This is a genomic window from Paenibacillus oryzisoli (assembly GCF_050467285.1).
Classification (GTDB): domain Bacteria; phylum Bacillota; class Bacilli; order Paenibacillales; family NBRC-103111; genus Paenibacillus_E; species Paenibacillus_E oryzisoli_A.
Window position 1 is genome coordinate 109,334 of record NZ_JBCMUN010000013.1, and the last position, 15,330, is coordinate 124,663.

Annotated in this window: 14 protein-coding genes; 1 reads left to right on the top strand and 13 read right to left on the bottom strand. The window is 51.5% G+C overall.

What is annotated here, in order from left to right:
* Nucleotides 1-67 precede the first annotated feature (67 nt).
* The 3 genes from ABE504_RS22620 to ABE504_RS22630 are packed head-to-tail and all read right to left on the bottom strand — an operon-like array spanning nucleotide 68 to nucleotide 2,633.
* Nucleotides 68-460: a hypothetical protein gene (locus ABE504_RS22620; RefSeq protein ID WP_430092964.1), complete on the bottom strand. Its 393-nt coding sequence runs from the start codon at nucleotides 458-460 to the stop codon at nucleotides 68-70.
* Between the two features lie 8 nt (nucleotides 461-468).
* A complete protein-coding gene (locus ABE504_RS22625; protein WP_430092967.1) occupies nucleotides 469-1,941 on the bottom strand; it encodes an ATP-binding protein in 1,473 nt (490 codons plus the stop codon).
* A complete protein-coding gene (locus ABE504_RS22630; RefSeq protein WP_430092969.1) occupies nucleotides 1,932-2,633 on the bottom strand; it encodes a response regulator transcription factor in 702 nt (233 codons plus the stop codon). The genes ABE504_RS22625 and ABE504_RS22630 overlap by 10 nt, the downstream gene beginning before the upstream one ends.
* Before the next feature lie 190 nt (nucleotides 2,634-2,823).
* Between ABE504_RS22630 and ABE504_RS22635 the strand changes: the two genes are divergently transcribed.
* Nucleotides 2,824-3,528, top strand: a complete 705-nt coding sequence (locus ABE504_RS22635) for an aspartate/glutamate racemase family protein (RefSeq protein ID WP_430092972.1) — start codon at nucleotides 2,824-2,826, stop codon at nucleotides 3,526-3,528.
* Between the two features lie 91 nt (nucleotides 3,529-3,619).
* Here the strand turns inward: ABE504_RS22635 and ABE504_RS22640 are convergent, their stop codons facing one another.
* The 10 genes from ABE504_RS22640 to ABE504_RS22685 form a co-directional block, all read right to left on the bottom strand.
* Entirely contained in the window at nucleotides 3,620-4,012 is a 393-nt protein-coding gene (locus ABE504_RS22640; protein ID WP_430093178.1) for a DoxX family protein, read from the bottom strand.
* 205 nt (nucleotides 4,013-4,217) lie between these two features.
* Nucleotides 4,218-5,108, bottom strand: a complete 891-nt coding sequence (locus ABE504_RS22645) for a hypothetical protein (protein ID WP_430092974.1) — start codon at nucleotides 5,106-5,108, stop codon at nucleotides 4,218-4,220.
* A gap of 35 nt (nucleotides 5,109-5,143) precedes the next feature.
* The gene (locus ABE504_RS22650) at nucleotides 5,144-6,442 is read right to left on the bottom strand and encodes a copper amine oxidase N-terminal domain-containing protein (RefSeq protein ID WP_430092976.1); all 1,299 of its coding nucleotides are present in this window, start codon (nucleotides 6,440-6,442) and stop codon (nucleotides 5,144-5,146) included.
* A complete protein-coding gene (glmM, locus tag ABE504_RS22655) occupies nucleotides 6,423-7,781 on the bottom strand; it encodes a phosphoglucosamine mutase (protein ID WP_430092979.1) in 1,359 nt (452 codons plus the stop codon). The genes ABE504_RS22650 and glmM overlap by 20 nt, the downstream gene beginning before the upstream one ends.
* 24 nt (nucleotides 7,782-7,805) lie before the next feature.
* Nucleotides 7,806-8,567: an NTP transferase domain-containing protein gene (locus ABE504_RS22660; RefSeq protein ID WP_430092982.1), complete on the bottom strand. Its 762-nt coding sequence runs from the start codon at nucleotides 8,565-8,567 to the stop codon at nucleotides 7,806-7,808.
* Nucleotides 8,568-8,591: 24 nt separating this feature from the next.
* Entirely contained in the window at nucleotides 8,592-10,421 is a 1,830-nt protein-coding gene (gene glmS, locus ABE504_RS22665) for a glutamine--fructose-6-phosphate transaminase (isomerizing) (protein WP_430092984.1), read from the bottom strand.
* A gap of 32 nt (nucleotides 10,422-10,453) precedes the next feature.
* A complete protein-coding gene (locus ABE504_RS22670) occupies nucleotides 10,454-11,809 on the bottom strand; it encodes a nucleotide sugar dehydrogenase (RefSeq protein ID WP_430092986.1) in 1,356 nt (451 codons plus the stop codon).
* 31 nt (nucleotides 11,810-11,840) lie between these two features.
* Nucleotides 11,841-12,656: a response regulator transcription factor gene (locus ABE504_RS22675; protein WP_430092988.1), complete on the bottom strand. Its 816-nt coding sequence runs from the start codon at nucleotides 12,654-12,656 to the stop codon at nucleotides 11,841-11,843.
* Between the two features lie 24 nt (nucleotides 12,657-12,680).
* Nucleotides 12,681-14,081 carry a glycosyltransferase family 2 protein gene (locus ABE504_RS22680; protein WP_430093181.1) on the bottom strand — a complete coding sequence of 467 codons (1,401 nt, stop codon included), beginning with the start codon at nucleotides 14,079-14,081 and terminating at the stop codon, nucleotides 12,681-12,683.
* Between the two features lie 63 nt (nucleotides 14,082-14,144).
* Entirely contained in the window at nucleotides 14,145-15,314 is a 1,170-nt protein-coding gene (locus ABE504_RS22685) for a HEAT repeat domain-containing protein (RefSeq protein WP_430092990.1), read from the bottom strand.
* Nucleotides 15,315-15,330: the final 16 nt, after the last annotated feature.

Below are 15,330 nucleotides of genomic sequence, written 5' to 3' on the forward strand. Positions count from 1 at the left end.
TACTATGCCATTATAAGAAATTCTCACACATCAAGGGGACAGATAATATTGTTCCGCCAGGTGGAATTTATTGTCTATTATTTTCTGCAAATATCATGGCAGGTTGAACAAGAATGCGCCAGGAGCTGATTTCCGGCACTGCGCAGGGGAAGGAGGAACCGAGAAATCCTTCGGATGGAGCATCAAGCCGGATCAAGCCTGCAAAAAGGCAGGAATTTTCCACTTTCACTCCCTGATTCGAAGTAATGCCTGCAAAAAGGCAGGCATTTCCGGTGAGACCTCCCTTTTTAAGCGGGTCTCTCCTCAAAAACTGCTTTATCGCAGGCATTTTGTAATAACGCCATATTTTTTCCAAAAAGCCTGCCTTTTCGCAGGAATCTCCCCCCTCTTCTTCGACTAAGTAATAAACCAAAAAACCGCAGAAAAGGCTCTCCCCTTCTCTGCGGTCTCCCCATAACATAACAAAACCTACCCAACCAAACTCACCACCGGCTGCACAGACGAACGGTTGTCAGAAAGCGGAATCCTAACCTCAAAAGTGCTCCCGCCCCCCAGCTCGCTGCGCACGCGAATGCTGCCATTGTGCAGCTCGACAAGCTCGCGCACGATGGCTAGCCCCAGGCCGGATGAGCCTTTATGCTTCACGGGGCGGCCTCGCTCCACTTTGAAGAAGCGCTCCCAGATGAGCTCTTGATCCTCCGGTGAGATCCCGATGCCCGTATCGGTCACCGTGATGAGGACGCATCCTTCCGATGGAACCGCCATCGCCTTCAATTCGATGCTTCCGTTCTCGGTGAACTTCACGGCATTTTTGATCAAATTGTTCAAAATTTGTTCCAGACGATCCGGATCGGCGTGAGCCTGCGGCGAATTTTCGTCCATCAGGCAGTGAATAACCGTGCCGCGAAGCTCTGCTTCCGGTTGGAATTTAAAAGCCAGCTTGGACAGCATCGCCTGAACATCGACCGAGAGCCACACCAGATCGATTTCCTTGTTTTCCAGCTTCATTAAGTCGGTAATATCATCGACGAGCCGGTTCATATGTAAAGTTTCGTTGTACATGATTTCGTAATATTTGTCCCGCGCGCCTTCTTCGATCAAACCATCCTGGAGCGCCTCCAAAAACCCCCGCATCGCCGTAAGCGGCGTTCGCAGTTCATGGGAGACGTTCGCCAAAAAGTCATGCCGCATCTGATTCAGCTGTCTCTTTTCCAAATCGACGCGTCCAAGCTGATCCATCATGTGATTAATGGTCGTGGCCAGCTCGCCGATCTCGTCTTTGGAATCGATTTGAATTCGCTCACTGTAATCACCGATGGCAATTTTGGCTGCCGCCTTGTCGATCTGCTGGATAGGTCGGCTAATGGACCAGGATAAGTAGAAGGATACGCCAAACGAAAAAAAGATACCGAGCAGGGTAACCCACAGGATGGTTTCTCTCAGCTGACCGATGGTCTCATTCATCCCTTTCAGCGGCGAATGCAGGACGATACCACCGTAGACGTCGTTGTCTTCTCCCCAGGGGACGGCAATCGAAAGCATACCTTCCTTAAAACCTTCGGACTGATTCCATACGATGGGTTCACCGTTCAGGACTTGGTTAATCACTTCCTTGCTAACGGCCTTGCCTACATTCACCTCATCCTTGGAAGAGGTCGCCACGATGTTTCCGTTTAAGTCAAATATCCAAATACGCGCATCAAAGGCTTGATCGAAAAAGCGCAGCTGCTCCTTAAATCGATCATTCGGTACCGTCTGATCCTGAATGGCGAGATTCACCTGCTTGGCTTGCCGGATCATCTCATTACTTTTGGAGTCGACGATATAGTCCTTGGCAAACAATGAAATCACAAGCCCTACCGCACATAACCCGAGAAGCACCGTAACGATGGAGCTGGTCAGCATTTTGCGGAGAATGCTTTTATTGGCATTTAAGTACATGCTGCTACCTCAAATTTATAGCCCACTCCCCAGACGGTATGAATGCAAACATGATGACACGGGCTTAACCTTTCACGAAGTTTTTTAATATGAACGTCCACCGTTCGCATATCGCCTAAAAAATCATAGCCCCACACCTGCTCTAGCAGTTGTTCTCTCGTAAACACGTCGCCCGGAGATTTCGCAAAAAAGGTGAGCAGTTCAAACTCCTTCGGGCGCATATCGATCTTCGTACTCCCCGCGAGCACTTCTCGGCGGGTCACATGGATAACCAAATCATCAAACTCATATTGGACAGGGGCATCGACCTCAGCAATCGGCTGTCCCTTCTGCATTCTGCGAAGGATCGCTTTAATGCGCGCCACCAGCTCCCTCGGACTGAAGGGCTTGGTCATATAATCGTCGGCACCCAGCTCAAGGCCCAGCACGCGATCAAACTCGTCGTTCTTTGCTGTCAGCATAATGACTGGCACATCATAACGTTTCGTAATCTCTCGGCACGTTTCATAACCGTCGAGCCCGGGCATCATCACATCGAGTATCACAATATCAGGCTTAACTTCCGCTAATATGGTCAGGGCCGAGATACCGTCAGGGGCTTCAATTAATTCGATGAGCTGCTGACGGAAGTAGAGCCGGATGATTTCTCTCACGTTGGGATCGTCATCTGCAATCAACACTTTCCAAGGCACAAGCGGTCACACCTTTCTATGATCATCCCATAGATTTCTGACACCACTTCCATTTTAAGGGGGTATTTGAAAATGTGTTGTGAATATTACAAGGTAGATGTGAGATAACTTTGTTTCAATTCTTCATTTTCTTGTATTCGTAAACGCCTTGTGCGAAAATAAACGGGAATACGTGTGAGGTGCATAATATATGAAAACAATTGGTCTAATTGGCGGGATGAGCTGGGAATCCTCCCAGCTGTATTACCAAATCATAAATGAAACTGTGAAAGAAAGACTCGGGGGACATCATTCTGCGAAGAGCCTCATGTATTCGGTGGATTTTCAGGAGATTAAAGCCCTGCAGGAGCAAGGGAAGTGGGCTGAAGCAACGAAAATAATGGTAGCGTCGGCGCAAAAGCTTGAAAGGGCCGGGGCAGATGTCATCGTCATTTGTACGAATACCATGCATAAGATGGCACAAGAAGTTGAGGAAGCGGTAACGATTCCGTTCCTTCATATCGCAGACGCCACCGCGACTGAAATTGTGAAAAATGGCATCAAGAGAGTCGCTTTACTTGGCACTGCTTTTACGATGGAACAAGAATTTTACAAGGGGAGACTCACTGAAAGGTTTGGGCTTGAGGTGATGGTGCCGGATAAACAGGAGCGCAAGCTCGTCCATGATATTATTTATCAAGAACTGTGTCTTGGCATTCTGAATGAAGCTTCAAAGCAAATCTACGTCAACATCATAGATCATCTTGAGAAGCAAGGAGCTGAAGCCGTTATTCTGGGCTGTACAGAAATAACCCTCCTCATCTCGCAAAAGGATAGCCGAATTCCAGTTTATGATACCACAAGGATACATGCTGTGCGTGCCATTGATTTTGCTTTAAACGACGAAGTAAAGTAAATAATTGTCACGTGTTGAAAACCTCAGGGCATCTCTACTAGGACGCCCTGAGCCCACTTTTTTCATACCCCGAGGCTTTATACCCCCCGTTTCATCTGCTACTCCAAATCAAATTTCGAAATCTTCGATCCATGAGCCATATCGGTGCCCAGGCTACAATCGCAAAATAGACCGGAAACAGCGTATTGGACCACAACGGGTTATCCACTCTGAGCTGCGCAGCAACCGCGCCTCCCAAAAAGCCGGTGAGCAGAAGCGCACCCAAAAATCGAGTTCGCGGTATCGCATACAGAATGGTGCAGACTAAACTGAGTACGCTGATGACCGCTAAGTGATTCTCCGCAAAACCTAGGCTAAGCGTACCTTCGATTACTTCCTTGGGCTTGATGATTTTGCCAATGCCATCGAACAGCATGAACAGGATGACAATTCCGCATAAAATTCGTGCCGCCCATAACCGTCCCTTAGATATCTCGGTTGCCATTATTGCCGATTGGATTCCGGCTTCCAATTTGTTCATTTGCTTCTTCACTCTCCTGATTCGAATTAAAAGACTTCAATTTTCCTTCTCATTTATTTAGACGAATATGAGTTCCAATATTCATCGGTCTCATTGTTCAGGAAGCCCAAAAATCGAAAAAAAATGGCCTCAGTCTCGATTTCAAGACTAAGGCCGCTTAAATTTATTTTCACCACGAAGCCAACGCTGTTCGCTTCCATGTATTAGGTGCTACACACACATACACATACCCATCATCCCACGCCATCTCCCCCACTTCGCCGGGGGCTGTAGACGAGGCCGGTGTCATCGATTTTCGGATGCGAATGCTGTCATCATTGATGTCCAGCTTCGTCTTCGCGTCCGAGTTGCCAATCCCGATATTGCCGCTGCTGCGGTTAATCGTTAACGGATTGTCGAGGGCTTTGCCGTCATCCGAATACCGGATAATCTGCAGATTGGAACCGGCATTGCCGCCTGTTTCCTTAGCGTTATCAGCCCGCATCGCCCAGCGGGGCGTCGTCACGTTCCCCTCATCCGCTTTCGCCCAAGTCAGATCACGATTGACACCTTCCGTTCCGGCAACGCGTAGAATGCCATCCATCACATTAAAATTAGCGGAATGTGTGCGAATTTCAGCCACATCCTGGTCGAATGGAATTTCGAGGCGTGTAAATAGCTCGTTCGGGTTTTTGCCGTCAGGGGACATCGTCGTTTCGAACGACATATGGTTATGATCGTGCTGCTCCGGGTTATTCGCTTTGGCATGCGCGATGATCGCCGCCTTATCCTTGCCGTTCTCATCCAGCCAGGCGATGGCCGGCTTCGCTCGGTCTTTGGTCCACTGCAGCCGGATGAGATCCGACAAGTGGCCTTCCGAGGAGATCCACTGTTTATCGGTAGAGAGATGAATCCGATCATTATGGGGGACCTCCAGGCCTCCTCCCGGTAAAGACGATTCCTGAAAGGCGCCAGCCGCTCCGGCCGTCTCATGGCCGCCTGTGTAAGCAAAGGCCATCCCCGAAACACCGAGCGCCGCACCAGCCAACAGAGAGATCACCAACCCTGTCATCATTTTCATCGTACATCCTCCTCCTTCATGTTCATCGAATCCGCTCAGCGATTAGCGTTCAATAGGTCGATCCACCTCACGTAATCATGGATAGCGATGCCGCTATAGCTCGGATAAAGGGAGAGGCTTTCCTTGACCTGTTTCAATTCCGACTCCATAAGCGAAGCATTCGATTTATAAAAGGTCGTATGATCAGCTTCCTTACTTGGCAGCGTATCCACGGCAATAACGGCCTTTTTTTTCAGCGTAGCTGCTTCTAAAATAATGGATTTGGCAGTGGCAATGATGCCGTTGCCCCCGAGCGCCTGATTCCGATAAGCCATAATGACAACGCTGTCCGCCTTCTCCAGCAGCCAAGCGCTAAAGGAATAGCTGGAACCCGGAACGCTCAAGCTATGAATCCAAAACGGAATATCGAAAGCCATCGTCATGCTGCGATCCGCGCTTTTCACTTCGGATTCAATGAATCGGATCGTAGCCATCCACCGTTCGAGCACCCAGGTCTGATTGGTTTTCCACATGTCCAAGGTGTAAGGTTCAATATCAAAATGGAAGCCCTGGAAGCGTTCCAGCGCACTGACCGACGCGTTATATTGCGTAACCGCTGCAATCCATTGCCGAATGACGCTCTGGTTATTCTCATAGATCCAATCCGATTGGCCGGCCAACGCCTCCACTTTGATCCCCTGCTCATTCGCCCTGCGGATAAAATTTCGGTAAACGTCCTGACTCGGATACGTTTTTTCATAGCGGAGATAAATGGCAGTCAGTTTCTGATTCGCTGCAAATTGAAGGATACGGTCACCGTCTGTCTCAATCAGCTTGCTGTCCCAGATCCAAGTGGACTTTTGCGCTTTGTCCGCCGAAGTGATCAGTACCATATTGCGTTCACCTGCCCAATCGACATCGGCCCCGAGGCTCTCGCTAACCGCTCTCAGCGGCACCATGGTTCGGTCATTTTTCAGAATAGCCGGGGCGTCTAACTCCACCTGCTTGCCGTCAACCACAGCAACGTTCTGACCGATCGTTAATAATGTTGTGGCGTGCTGACTGCGAAACGTTACCTGTTCCAGCGAACGGTTCCATTCCACCTCAGCCCCCAGTTTTTCGGCGATTTCTCTTGCCGGCACCATCGTACTTCCCGTTTGTTCATCGATATAGGGCTGGGCATCTGTAAAGGTGATTTTTTCCCCGTTGACCTCTACCCCAGGCTCCGTGATCAGCGAGTACACCGGGAAAAACAAAGGAGCGCTTGTTACAATTAAAACAAAGACCAGGCATATAATTGTCTTTCTCACAGGGACTTTCATAGGAACGAACGGATTAAACCACGCTGTATTCAAGCTCTTCCTTGACCACCTCTACAATGCCCTCCACATAACCGGACAGCTCCCTTTCATCCGGTCCTTCCGCCATCACACGCACCAGGGACTCCGTGCCCGAAGGCCGTACCAACACACGGCCGCGGCCGGCCATCTCGTTTTCCACCCGGCGGATGACGGCATGGATGCGGCGATTGCCTTCCAGCTTGGTTTTATGGTTCACCCGCACATTCACCACCAGCTGCGGGTACTTGATGACAGGTGACGCGAGCTTCGACAAAGGCTTCCCTGTTTGAAGCATCACCTGCAGCAACTGAACGGCCGATAACAGGCCATCGCCTGTCGTCGAATGATCCAGCAAAATAATATGCCCGGACGACTCACCGCCCAGGTTATACCCGCCGCTGCGCATCGCTTCCATGACATGCCGGTCTCCGACCTTGCTTTGGAACGAGTCGAGACCGATATTATTCAGCGCTTGGTGAAAACCAAGGTTGCTCATGACGGTAGACACGACGGTGCTGTGACGCAGTCGGCCCTGCTTCGCCAGATGAGCGGCAAGAATATAGAGGATGTGATCCCCGTCCAAAATCTCGCCCCGCTCATCAACCGCAATCAGCCGGTCCGCATCCCCGTCAAACGAAAGCCCCGCGTGGGCCTTGTGGTCCAACACAGCCCGACGCAAATGCTCCGGATGCGTGGAGCCGCAATCCTGATTAATATTTAACCCGTCCGGTTGATGATGCAATAGCACCGTCTCCGCGCCCAATTCGGCGAACAGCTGCGGAGCTAGTGCAAAAGCCGCCCCATTCGCGCAATCGAGCACGATTTTGCAGCCGGACAGCCCCACCGCAGCCGTCGACTTCAAGTAGCTCACGTAGTCCTGCGCGCCTTGCGGGTCATCACGCAGGGTGCCGATTCCCGCTCCCGTAGGGCGGGACAATCGATGCTCGTTCCCTTGCAAGCGGCGCTCGACTTCCGCTTCCCATTCATCCGGCATTTTGAAGCCGTCCCTGCCAAAAAACTTGATCCCATTGTCCTCCACCGGATTATGCGAAGCAGAGATCATCACCCCTGCATCCATGCCGGATTGCCGTGTGACATAAGCCACGCCCGGCGTCGGCAGAACGCCCAGTCTGACGGCATCCGCCCCGGCGGATAACAACCCCGCAACCAAGGCTGCTTCCAGCATAGGCCCGGAAATGCGGGTATCCCGCCCGATGGCAACGGTAGGCCGACGACCTTCACAGCTGAGTGACAGCATCCAGCCAACAATCAGCCCTAATTCAAAGGCCAGTTCCGGCGTCAACTCGCGGTTAGCTACCCCTCTGACGCCATCTGTACCAAAAATAGCTCCCATATCAGCTCTCCTCCCTATAACTTGTTAGGCAAAAATCCCCTTGCGTTCGTAAAAGACCCGATTCGCCTCTTCCAATTGTTCCGGGGTGTTAATCCCCATTACTTCTGTCGCATCTTCGAGAATAATCGCCTCGAATCGCTTCTGACCACCGGCAATACCGGATAGTCGCATCACCTTCACGATGTCGGTCAAGTAGTACTCCTGCTGCGCATTCGCATTGGTAATGCCAGAGAGAGCTTTAAACAAGCTCTCATTATCGAAACAGAAAATTCCCGTGTTAATTTCGGCGATCTCTCGCTGCTCAGGCGTCGCGTCTTTCTCTTCCACAATATCGACGACTTCGCCGCTTGCAGCATCGCGGATGATTCTGCCATAGCCCGTCGGGTCCTGCACGATCGCGGTCAACACCACACCCGCGCTTGCCCCCGCCCGCTGGGCCGCCAGCAGCCGTTCGATGGTAGATTGCCGGATGAGCGGCGTATCGCCCGTTAGCACCAGGGTCGAGCCGCTGCGGCCCCCCAGCAACGGCTCAGCCTGCAGAACGGCATGCGCCGTTCCGAGCTGATGCTCCTGCTGGGCGTAAGTCACCCGCGTGCCCAAGCACTTCTCCACCAGCTCTCCCCGGTGCCCGACCACGGTAATAATCCGATTGATCGGCATCGCTTCCAGCTTGTCCACCAAACGGCCGATCATCGGTACGCCTCCGACGGGATGAAGCACTTTGGGCAGCTCCGACTTCATCCGTGTGCCTTTTCCTGCCGCTAACAGAATAGCGAATGCTTCCATGTGGTTCAACTCCCCTCCGGTTGGTTATTCAACTGTCACGCTTTTGGCCAAGTTGCGCGGTTTATCAATATCGTTCTCCAGCGCCAGAGAGGCGTAATAGGAAATTAACTGCAGCGGCACGACGGCCAAGATCGGCGCCAGGAGCTGGTGGGACGGCGGGATGAAGCAGATTTCATCGACCGCGTTGAGCAGCCCGACATTGCCCTCCACCGTAATCCCCATGACGTGGGCTCCACGGGCTTTGACTTCTTTGATATTGCTCACGGCTTTTTCGTACAGATCCATCTGTGTGGCCAGCGCAATGACCGGCGTATCCTTCTCGATCAGCGCCAAGGTGCCGTGCTTGAGCTCCCCAGCTGCATAAGCCTCCGAGTGGATATAAGAGATTTCCTTCAGTTTGAGCGATCCCTCAAGTGCAACAGCGTAGTCGAGGCCCCTGCCGATAAAAAACAGGCTGTCCGCATCCTTGATCGATTCCGCATACAGCTTCACTTCGTTGGCGTTTTCCAGCACCTTCTCCACCTGGACGGGAAGGGACTTCAAGCCTTGAACCAGCTCCGTATGAAGCTCGGCAGACAGTGTCTTTCTTTCCTGAGCCAAGTAAATGCTGAACAAGTAGAAAGCCAGCAGTTGAGCGGTGTACGCCTTCGTCGAGGCCACGGCAATTTCCGGGCCGGCCTTCGTGGCGATGACATAATCCGCATCCCGCGCAATCGAACTGGTCGGCACATTCGTAATGGCCAATACTTTCGCGCCTTGCCTTCTGCTCTCTTGCAGCGCAGCAAGCGTATCCGCCGTTTCCCCGGATTGGCTCACGACGATGACGAGCGTTCGATCCGTGATGATCGGGTCGCGGTATCGGAATTCCGATGCGATATCGCACTGCACCGGAATACGCGTCAGCTTTTCAAGGACCGTGCTGCCGACAAGTCCGGCATGGTAGGCGGTGCCGCAAGCCACGATAAAGATTTTATCCACCTGTTGGAATGCCTGGGCTGCGTGCGCTAATTCCGGAAAACACACGTCATCCTGGTCGTTGAATCGCCCGAGCATTGTGTTGCGCAGCGTTAACGGCTGTTCATGAATTTCCTTCAGCATGAAGTGCTCATACGGTCCCTTTTCCACCTGATCTGCGCTCCAATCGATCTGCAGCAGCTTGCACGCCGCCGGTTTCCCCGTCTCGATTTTCGTGATAGAGATACCCCCCTGGGTAAGGACAGCCATATCCCCATCCTCCAAAATATACACATCACGCGTATGCTCAATCAGCGCGGAGATGTCCGAAGCCATGAAGTACTCTCCCTCACCCTCGCCGATCACAAGCGGACTCGATTGTCTGACCGCAATCAGCTTATCTGGCTCATATTCCGTCATGACACCAAGGGAATATGCCCCTTGCAGCCTCCCAATGACCGCAAGCATGGTGGTGTAGATGTCGCCTTCATAATGCTCGGCAAGCAAGTGAGCAATGACCTCCGTGTCGGTCTCGGAAGCAAAAGTGACACCTTTCTGCTCCAGCTCTGTTTTCAGCTCCATATAATTTTCCACAATGCCGTTGTGCACGACCGTAAATTTCCCCGACATATCCGTATGGGGATGGGAGTTGGCATTCGACGGTCTGCCGTGAGTCGCCCAGCGCGTATGCCCGATACCCACCGAACCTTTCAACGGCTGCTTATCCAGCTGACCCGCTAAGTTGGCCAGACGCCCTTCCGCCTTGCTAATCTTGACCTGATCCTGCACCAGCACCGCAATCCCCGCAGAATCATACCCTCTGTACTCCAGCTTGCTTAATCCGTTCAGCAGAATCGGCTGTACATCTTGCCTGCCAATATATCCTACAATGCCACACATCTTTGTTGTCTCCTCTCTATCCTAGCCTGCGTTTATACGCCGACGGCGATCTTCACTTCTTGCCCCCGAATACCCGTACCCAGTTTATAAATATTGTCAGCTTGAATATCTACAAAAGCGTTGCGCGTATCGATAATCGGCACGCCCAGCTCCGCGAGCTCACGGTTATTGAAGATGCGGTGATTCGTGATCAATACCATGCAGTCATAGTCGGCAAAAGCGGACAGATCATAGCTCACAGAGTGCACCGTACCCTCTTGTTTATCGCGGAAGGTAACGGCATGCGGATCATAATAGTCCACATGAGCTCCGCTCTCCCGAAGAAGCTCGTACAGCTCCAGCCCCGGCGATTCACGGAGATCATCCACATCCGGCTTATACGCCATGCCTAAAATAAGAATTTTTGAATTGCGGATGGATTTGGCATACATATTCAGAACCTGCGAAGCTTTATACCGGACATACTCCGGCATATTATCATTGATCGATTGCGCCAGCTCGATGAACTTGCTGTAGAAGCGGAATTCCTTCGCTTTCCACGATAAATACATCGGATCAAGCGGGATGCAGTGACCGCCGATGCCAGGTCCCGGATGGAACGGCATGAAGCCAAAAGGCTTCGTCGACGCCGCCTTAATGACCTCCCAGACGTCAATATCCATTTTGTCGCACATCATCGCCATTTCGTTAATGAATGCGATGTTAATGCTACGGAACGTATTCTCCAACAGCTTGGACATCTCCGCGACTTTCGGCGAGGAGACAGGAACGACGTCCTTCACGACATGGCTGTACAAGGTGACGCCGAGGTCGATGCACGATTCCGTCGTACCGCCGATCACTTTTGGCGTATTAAACGTGTTGAAGTTGGGATTACCCGGATCGACCCGCTCCGGTGAGAAGCAGAGGAAGAAATCCTTGCCCACCTTGAGTCCCTGCGCTTCCAGCTCGAACTGGATCAGCTCCTCCGTCGTTCCCGGATAGGTCGTGCTTTCCAGGATGATCAAGGCTCCGCGCTTGAGGTTTTTCTTGATTTCCCGGACGACACTTTGAATGTAAGAGGTATCCGGGTCCTGGTTTTCACTGAGCGGCGTCGGGACGCAGATGGAGATCGCATCCAGCCTTTGCACCGTATGATAGTCATCAGTTGGAATAAATCGGCCGGACGCGACCACTTTCTCCACGTCTTCGCTCGGAACGTCTTGAATATATGATTGGCCGCTTTGCAGCGACTCTACTTTCCGGAAATCGAGGTCGATGCCGTAGACCGTAAATCCGCCCTTCGCCATCTCCATGCAAAGCGGCAGTCCGACATAGCCGAGCCCGATGACCCCGATTTCGGCCGTTTTGGTTTGAAATTTATATTTTAATTGGTTATATGCATGCATGATGATTCCACCTCTCCTATTTTCTCGTAGACTAGCTCAGACGGGAACTCAGTTTCTTGATTCTCCACTCTAACTCCGAAATGGAGAAAGGCTTCGTCACATAATCGGAGGCGCCCAATTCAAACGCACGATCCATACTTTTCGGCAGCTGCTTATCTGTCAGCACAATGACTTGTCCTTCGCTGGTCACATTTCTGCTGATTTTGTCGATTAATTGGTACCCATCCAGAATCGGCAGGTTCAGCTCCGTAATCACCAAGTCCGGCATGGATTTCTCATATTTTTCGAGCGCTTCACTGCCGTCCTTCGCCTCTTCAACCTTGTAACCGCCTATCTCAAGCCGCAGCTTGACAAACTCCCTGCTCACCTCGTCCGGATCGGCGATGAGAATCGACGTAATCCCCTGCTGCACCCCATGATTCATGAACAGGTGAATATCTCGGCTCTCGCCTTTCCCTTGCAATGTCGTCTGGAGCAGCTGTGACAGCGAATGTTCCGTCAACTCCCCGCTCTCCGGGAAACTGGCGACGACCATCTGACCTTCGAGCAAATTTTGCTGTTCCACAAACTCTTTGAGCACGAGCGAAGCATAATGGGTGTTGATCAGTTTTTGCCCTGTCAGTATGATGCCGAGAAGACCGCTGGAATCCAAGTAGAAGCATTGAAAGGGGACCTCCGGCTCAAAACCGCTGACATAGGACTGCACTTGTTCCAGTTGCTTCGGCCCCACCGCTGCGCATGGCGCAAGGATCATCCCGCATGGAGCACCCTTTTCATAGGAAGCCTGAACTTTTTCTGCGACTTGCAAAATTGCTTCTTGAATCGGATCATGAACTAATACCGCCATCTTCTCCACTCCTCTTGTCTTTGTTTATTTATTAAAATTGGTGCGGACCATCGTTCCCCACGAGTTGTTATTCCGCAGGAATTGAACATGTCCGTTTAACCTCCACCAAACACCGATTTGCCGATACCCTGCAAACATTAAGAGTGAGTATAAGAGCATTTTGTTCAAGTCGCGCAGCTTGGGATACCGGCTGAAGGCCGTCTCTTCAATGAACAGGGCCCCCAGACTTAAAGCAAAACAGGAGAACAAATTGACTAACGAAAAGATCACAACCGTGTGCCAATCTGTCATATTCAGCATCCAGTAGCCCAATATCGCCAACAGGCCGCTGAGGCGGAAATACGGGTTCAACGTTTCAAAAATGATGTTATAGGGAAGTGTCAGCATCCCGAAAATTTTGTATTTCGGGCGCAGCACCATGTAAATGCCTTCTTCAATCATATTTTTCAGATTTCCCCGCCCCCAGCGCTTGCGCTGACTGCTCAAGATGCGGTACGAATCCGGGGCTTGTGTCCAACACACAGCATCCGGGCAAAACGCGACCCGGTACGGGATTTTATTCTCCAAACAGTGACGGTGAAGCTTGATCACAATGTTCATATCCTCACCGGGGTAGCCGCCACGGTAACCGCCGACGGCGATGATCTTTTCCTTTTGAAACACACCGAAAGCTCCCGAAATAATAATGAGACCATTGACCGCGCTCCAGCCAATCCTGCCGCCGAGAAACGCTTTTGTATATTCAACGTGCTGCAGGGCCGGCAGCAGCTTGCGAGGAAATTGAACATCCTTCACAATGCCGTCTTCCACCGTGCAGCTGTTCACGATGCGAACATTGCCGCCAACAGCGATCGTCTCCTCAGGGTTCTCCATGTAGACCCGGGCAATCCGCGTTAAAGCGTCTTTTTCAAGCAAAGAGTCTGCATCAATCGTGGAGATCAAATCATAGTGGGAAAGGTTGATGCCTGCGTTCAGCGAATCCGCCTTCCCGCCATTTTCTTTATCTATGAAAAAAAGATTGGGATACTCGGGATTATGGTACACCCCTCTGATTTTCCCCGTCTTAATGGAACTGGATTGCACCGGATGAATCCGCTCCAGCTTGAATTCTTCAAGCATGCATGTCAAAGTCCCATCCTGTGAACCGTCATTGACGACGATCACCTCATATTCCGCATAATTGAGCGCCAGCAGCGACCTGACGTTCTCGATAATCGTTAATTCCTCGTTATAGGCCGGCACCAGCAGAGACACCGGCGGGAGCTGACTGGAACTGGACAGCTTATTGATCCGATTGTACTGAATTCCCCTCCTAATTGAGAAAATATGCCGAATCGAGAAGCCGAAGATAAAGTAATAGAGCAGTGTGACGAGAACCACGTAAAAGAGCGCGGCGTAGCTGTAATAGAACAAAAACTCCCTCAGCCCGTTCAGGAATGAGTCCAACACCGCTTGATAACCGAAAACCCACATGTTTACGCAACCCTCCTATACGACACGATATAACCGTGCAGATTTGCGAAATATTTTGTCATACGTATACATCAACGTGTTATATTGCATGAGCTTATCCCAATTGTGCAGCTGCATAGACAGATGCTTGAGTTCATCGTCGATCAGCTGCTGCATGAACTGTCCGCGTTCTGTACCTTGGGCCGCTGCCGCACGCTCACAAAGCGCCGCCATCCCTTCTTCTCCCATACGGAGCAGCCCTTTGCCCGACGCATACACGATGCGTTGATCGGCGTCGCCCAGATTGGCTGTCATCGCCTCGACATAGGCCGTATTGCGGGTGTCGGCCAACGCCTCGATCGTCAATCGGCGAATGCCCAGGTTGGGATGATTCAGCAGCTTGCTAACGACATTTCTAGGCAGCAGACGGGAGCTTTTCAGGTACAAATCCACCGCTTGGATCTGGATGTCTTCCTGCTCGGCATCCATGAGACGGAAGACCGCAGAAGCCGCAGCTGGATCGGTGTAACCCGTGAGCCCGGTCAGCCCAATCCGGACATAAGCCGGGTTCTCATGACTCACATAGCCCGTGTACAAGGAACCGGCATCCACGTCCGAATCCCCGATCATATCGACAATCAGCTCGTAACATTTCTTGTTATGCTGAAGCACAATCTGCACCATAGCTTCGAGATCCTGCTGACCGCGGGCACACTTGGCGACAGCTCGGGCGACGACAAACAGCGCCGAATTGAGCCCATGCTCTTTTAACATATCCAGCAAAGCCGGCACCGCCTCCTTCACCCGCATGCATCCCAAATGATACGCGGCATCCAGCTTCACCCGATAAGATCGGCTGCTTAAACGCTCCAGATGGTGATGCACGAGCCCCAGATCTATGCACAGCTGTACCAGCCTGCGCCGTTGTTCGCCCGAGAAAATTTCCATCATATCATTCAGCTTCTCCTGCATCGCCTCTCTTTCCACCGCATTCATCGTCCAGGGAGGAGTTCTTAGCGGCTCCATCCCGTCCAGATTCGCTTGCACATACGTCAGGTAATCCTTAAACTTCGTTTGGAAGCGGTCGTTCAGCTTTCGCCTTCTTATACTTCGCAACTTAATGGCATAAATGATGCCTATACAAACCAGGTTAAAAGCCAAAATGACATATAACGCCTGTATGGCTGCATTCAGATTGGTGTACACGCCTGCACTCTCCTCT

What these genes read in the sequence shown, in the direction of transcription:
- ABE504_RS22670 (WP_430092986.1), bottom strand. Translation starts at nt 11,809, where the DNA reads ATGCATGCATATAACCAATTAAAATATAAATTTCAAACCAAAACGGCC.
- ABE504_RS22620 (WP_430092964.1), bottom strand. Translation starts at nt 460, where the DNA reads ATGTTATGGGGAGACCGCAGAGAAGGGGAGAGCCTTTTCTGCGGTTTT.
- ABE504_RS22645 (WP_430092974.1), bottom strand. Translation starts at nt 5,108, where the DNA reads ATGAAAATGATGACAGGGTTGGTGATCTCTCTGTTGGCTGGTGCGGCG.
- ABE504_RS22640 (WP_430093178.1), bottom strand. Translation starts at nt 4,012, where the DNA reads ATGGCAACCGAGATATCTAAGGGACGGTTATGGGCGGCACGAATTTTA.
- ABE504_RS22660 (WP_430092982.1), bottom strand. Translation starts at nt 8,567, where the DNA reads ATGGAAGCATTCGCTATTCTGTTAGCGGCAGGAAAAGGCACACGGATG.
- ABE504_RS22675 (WP_430092988.1), bottom strand. Translation starts at nt 12,656, where the DNA reads ATGGCGGTATTAGTTCATGATCCGATTCAAGAAGCAATTTTGCAAGTC.
- ABE504_RS22635 (WP_430092972.1), top strand. Translation starts at nt 2,824, where the DNA reads ATGAAAACAATTGGTCTAATTGGCGGGATGAGCTGGGAATCCTCCCAG.
- glmM (WP_430092979.1), bottom strand. Translation starts at nt 7,781, where the DNA reads ATGGGAGCTATTTTTGGTACAGATGGCGTCAGAGGGGTAGCTAACCGC.
- glmS (WP_430092984.1), bottom strand. Translation starts at nt 10,421, where the DNA reads ATGTGTGGCATTGTAGGATATATTGGCAGGCAAGATGTACAGCCGATT.
- ABE504_RS22625 (WP_430092967.1), bottom strand. Translation starts at nt 1,941, where the DNA reads ATGTACTTAAATGCCAATAAAAGCATTCTCCGCAAAATGCTGACCAGC.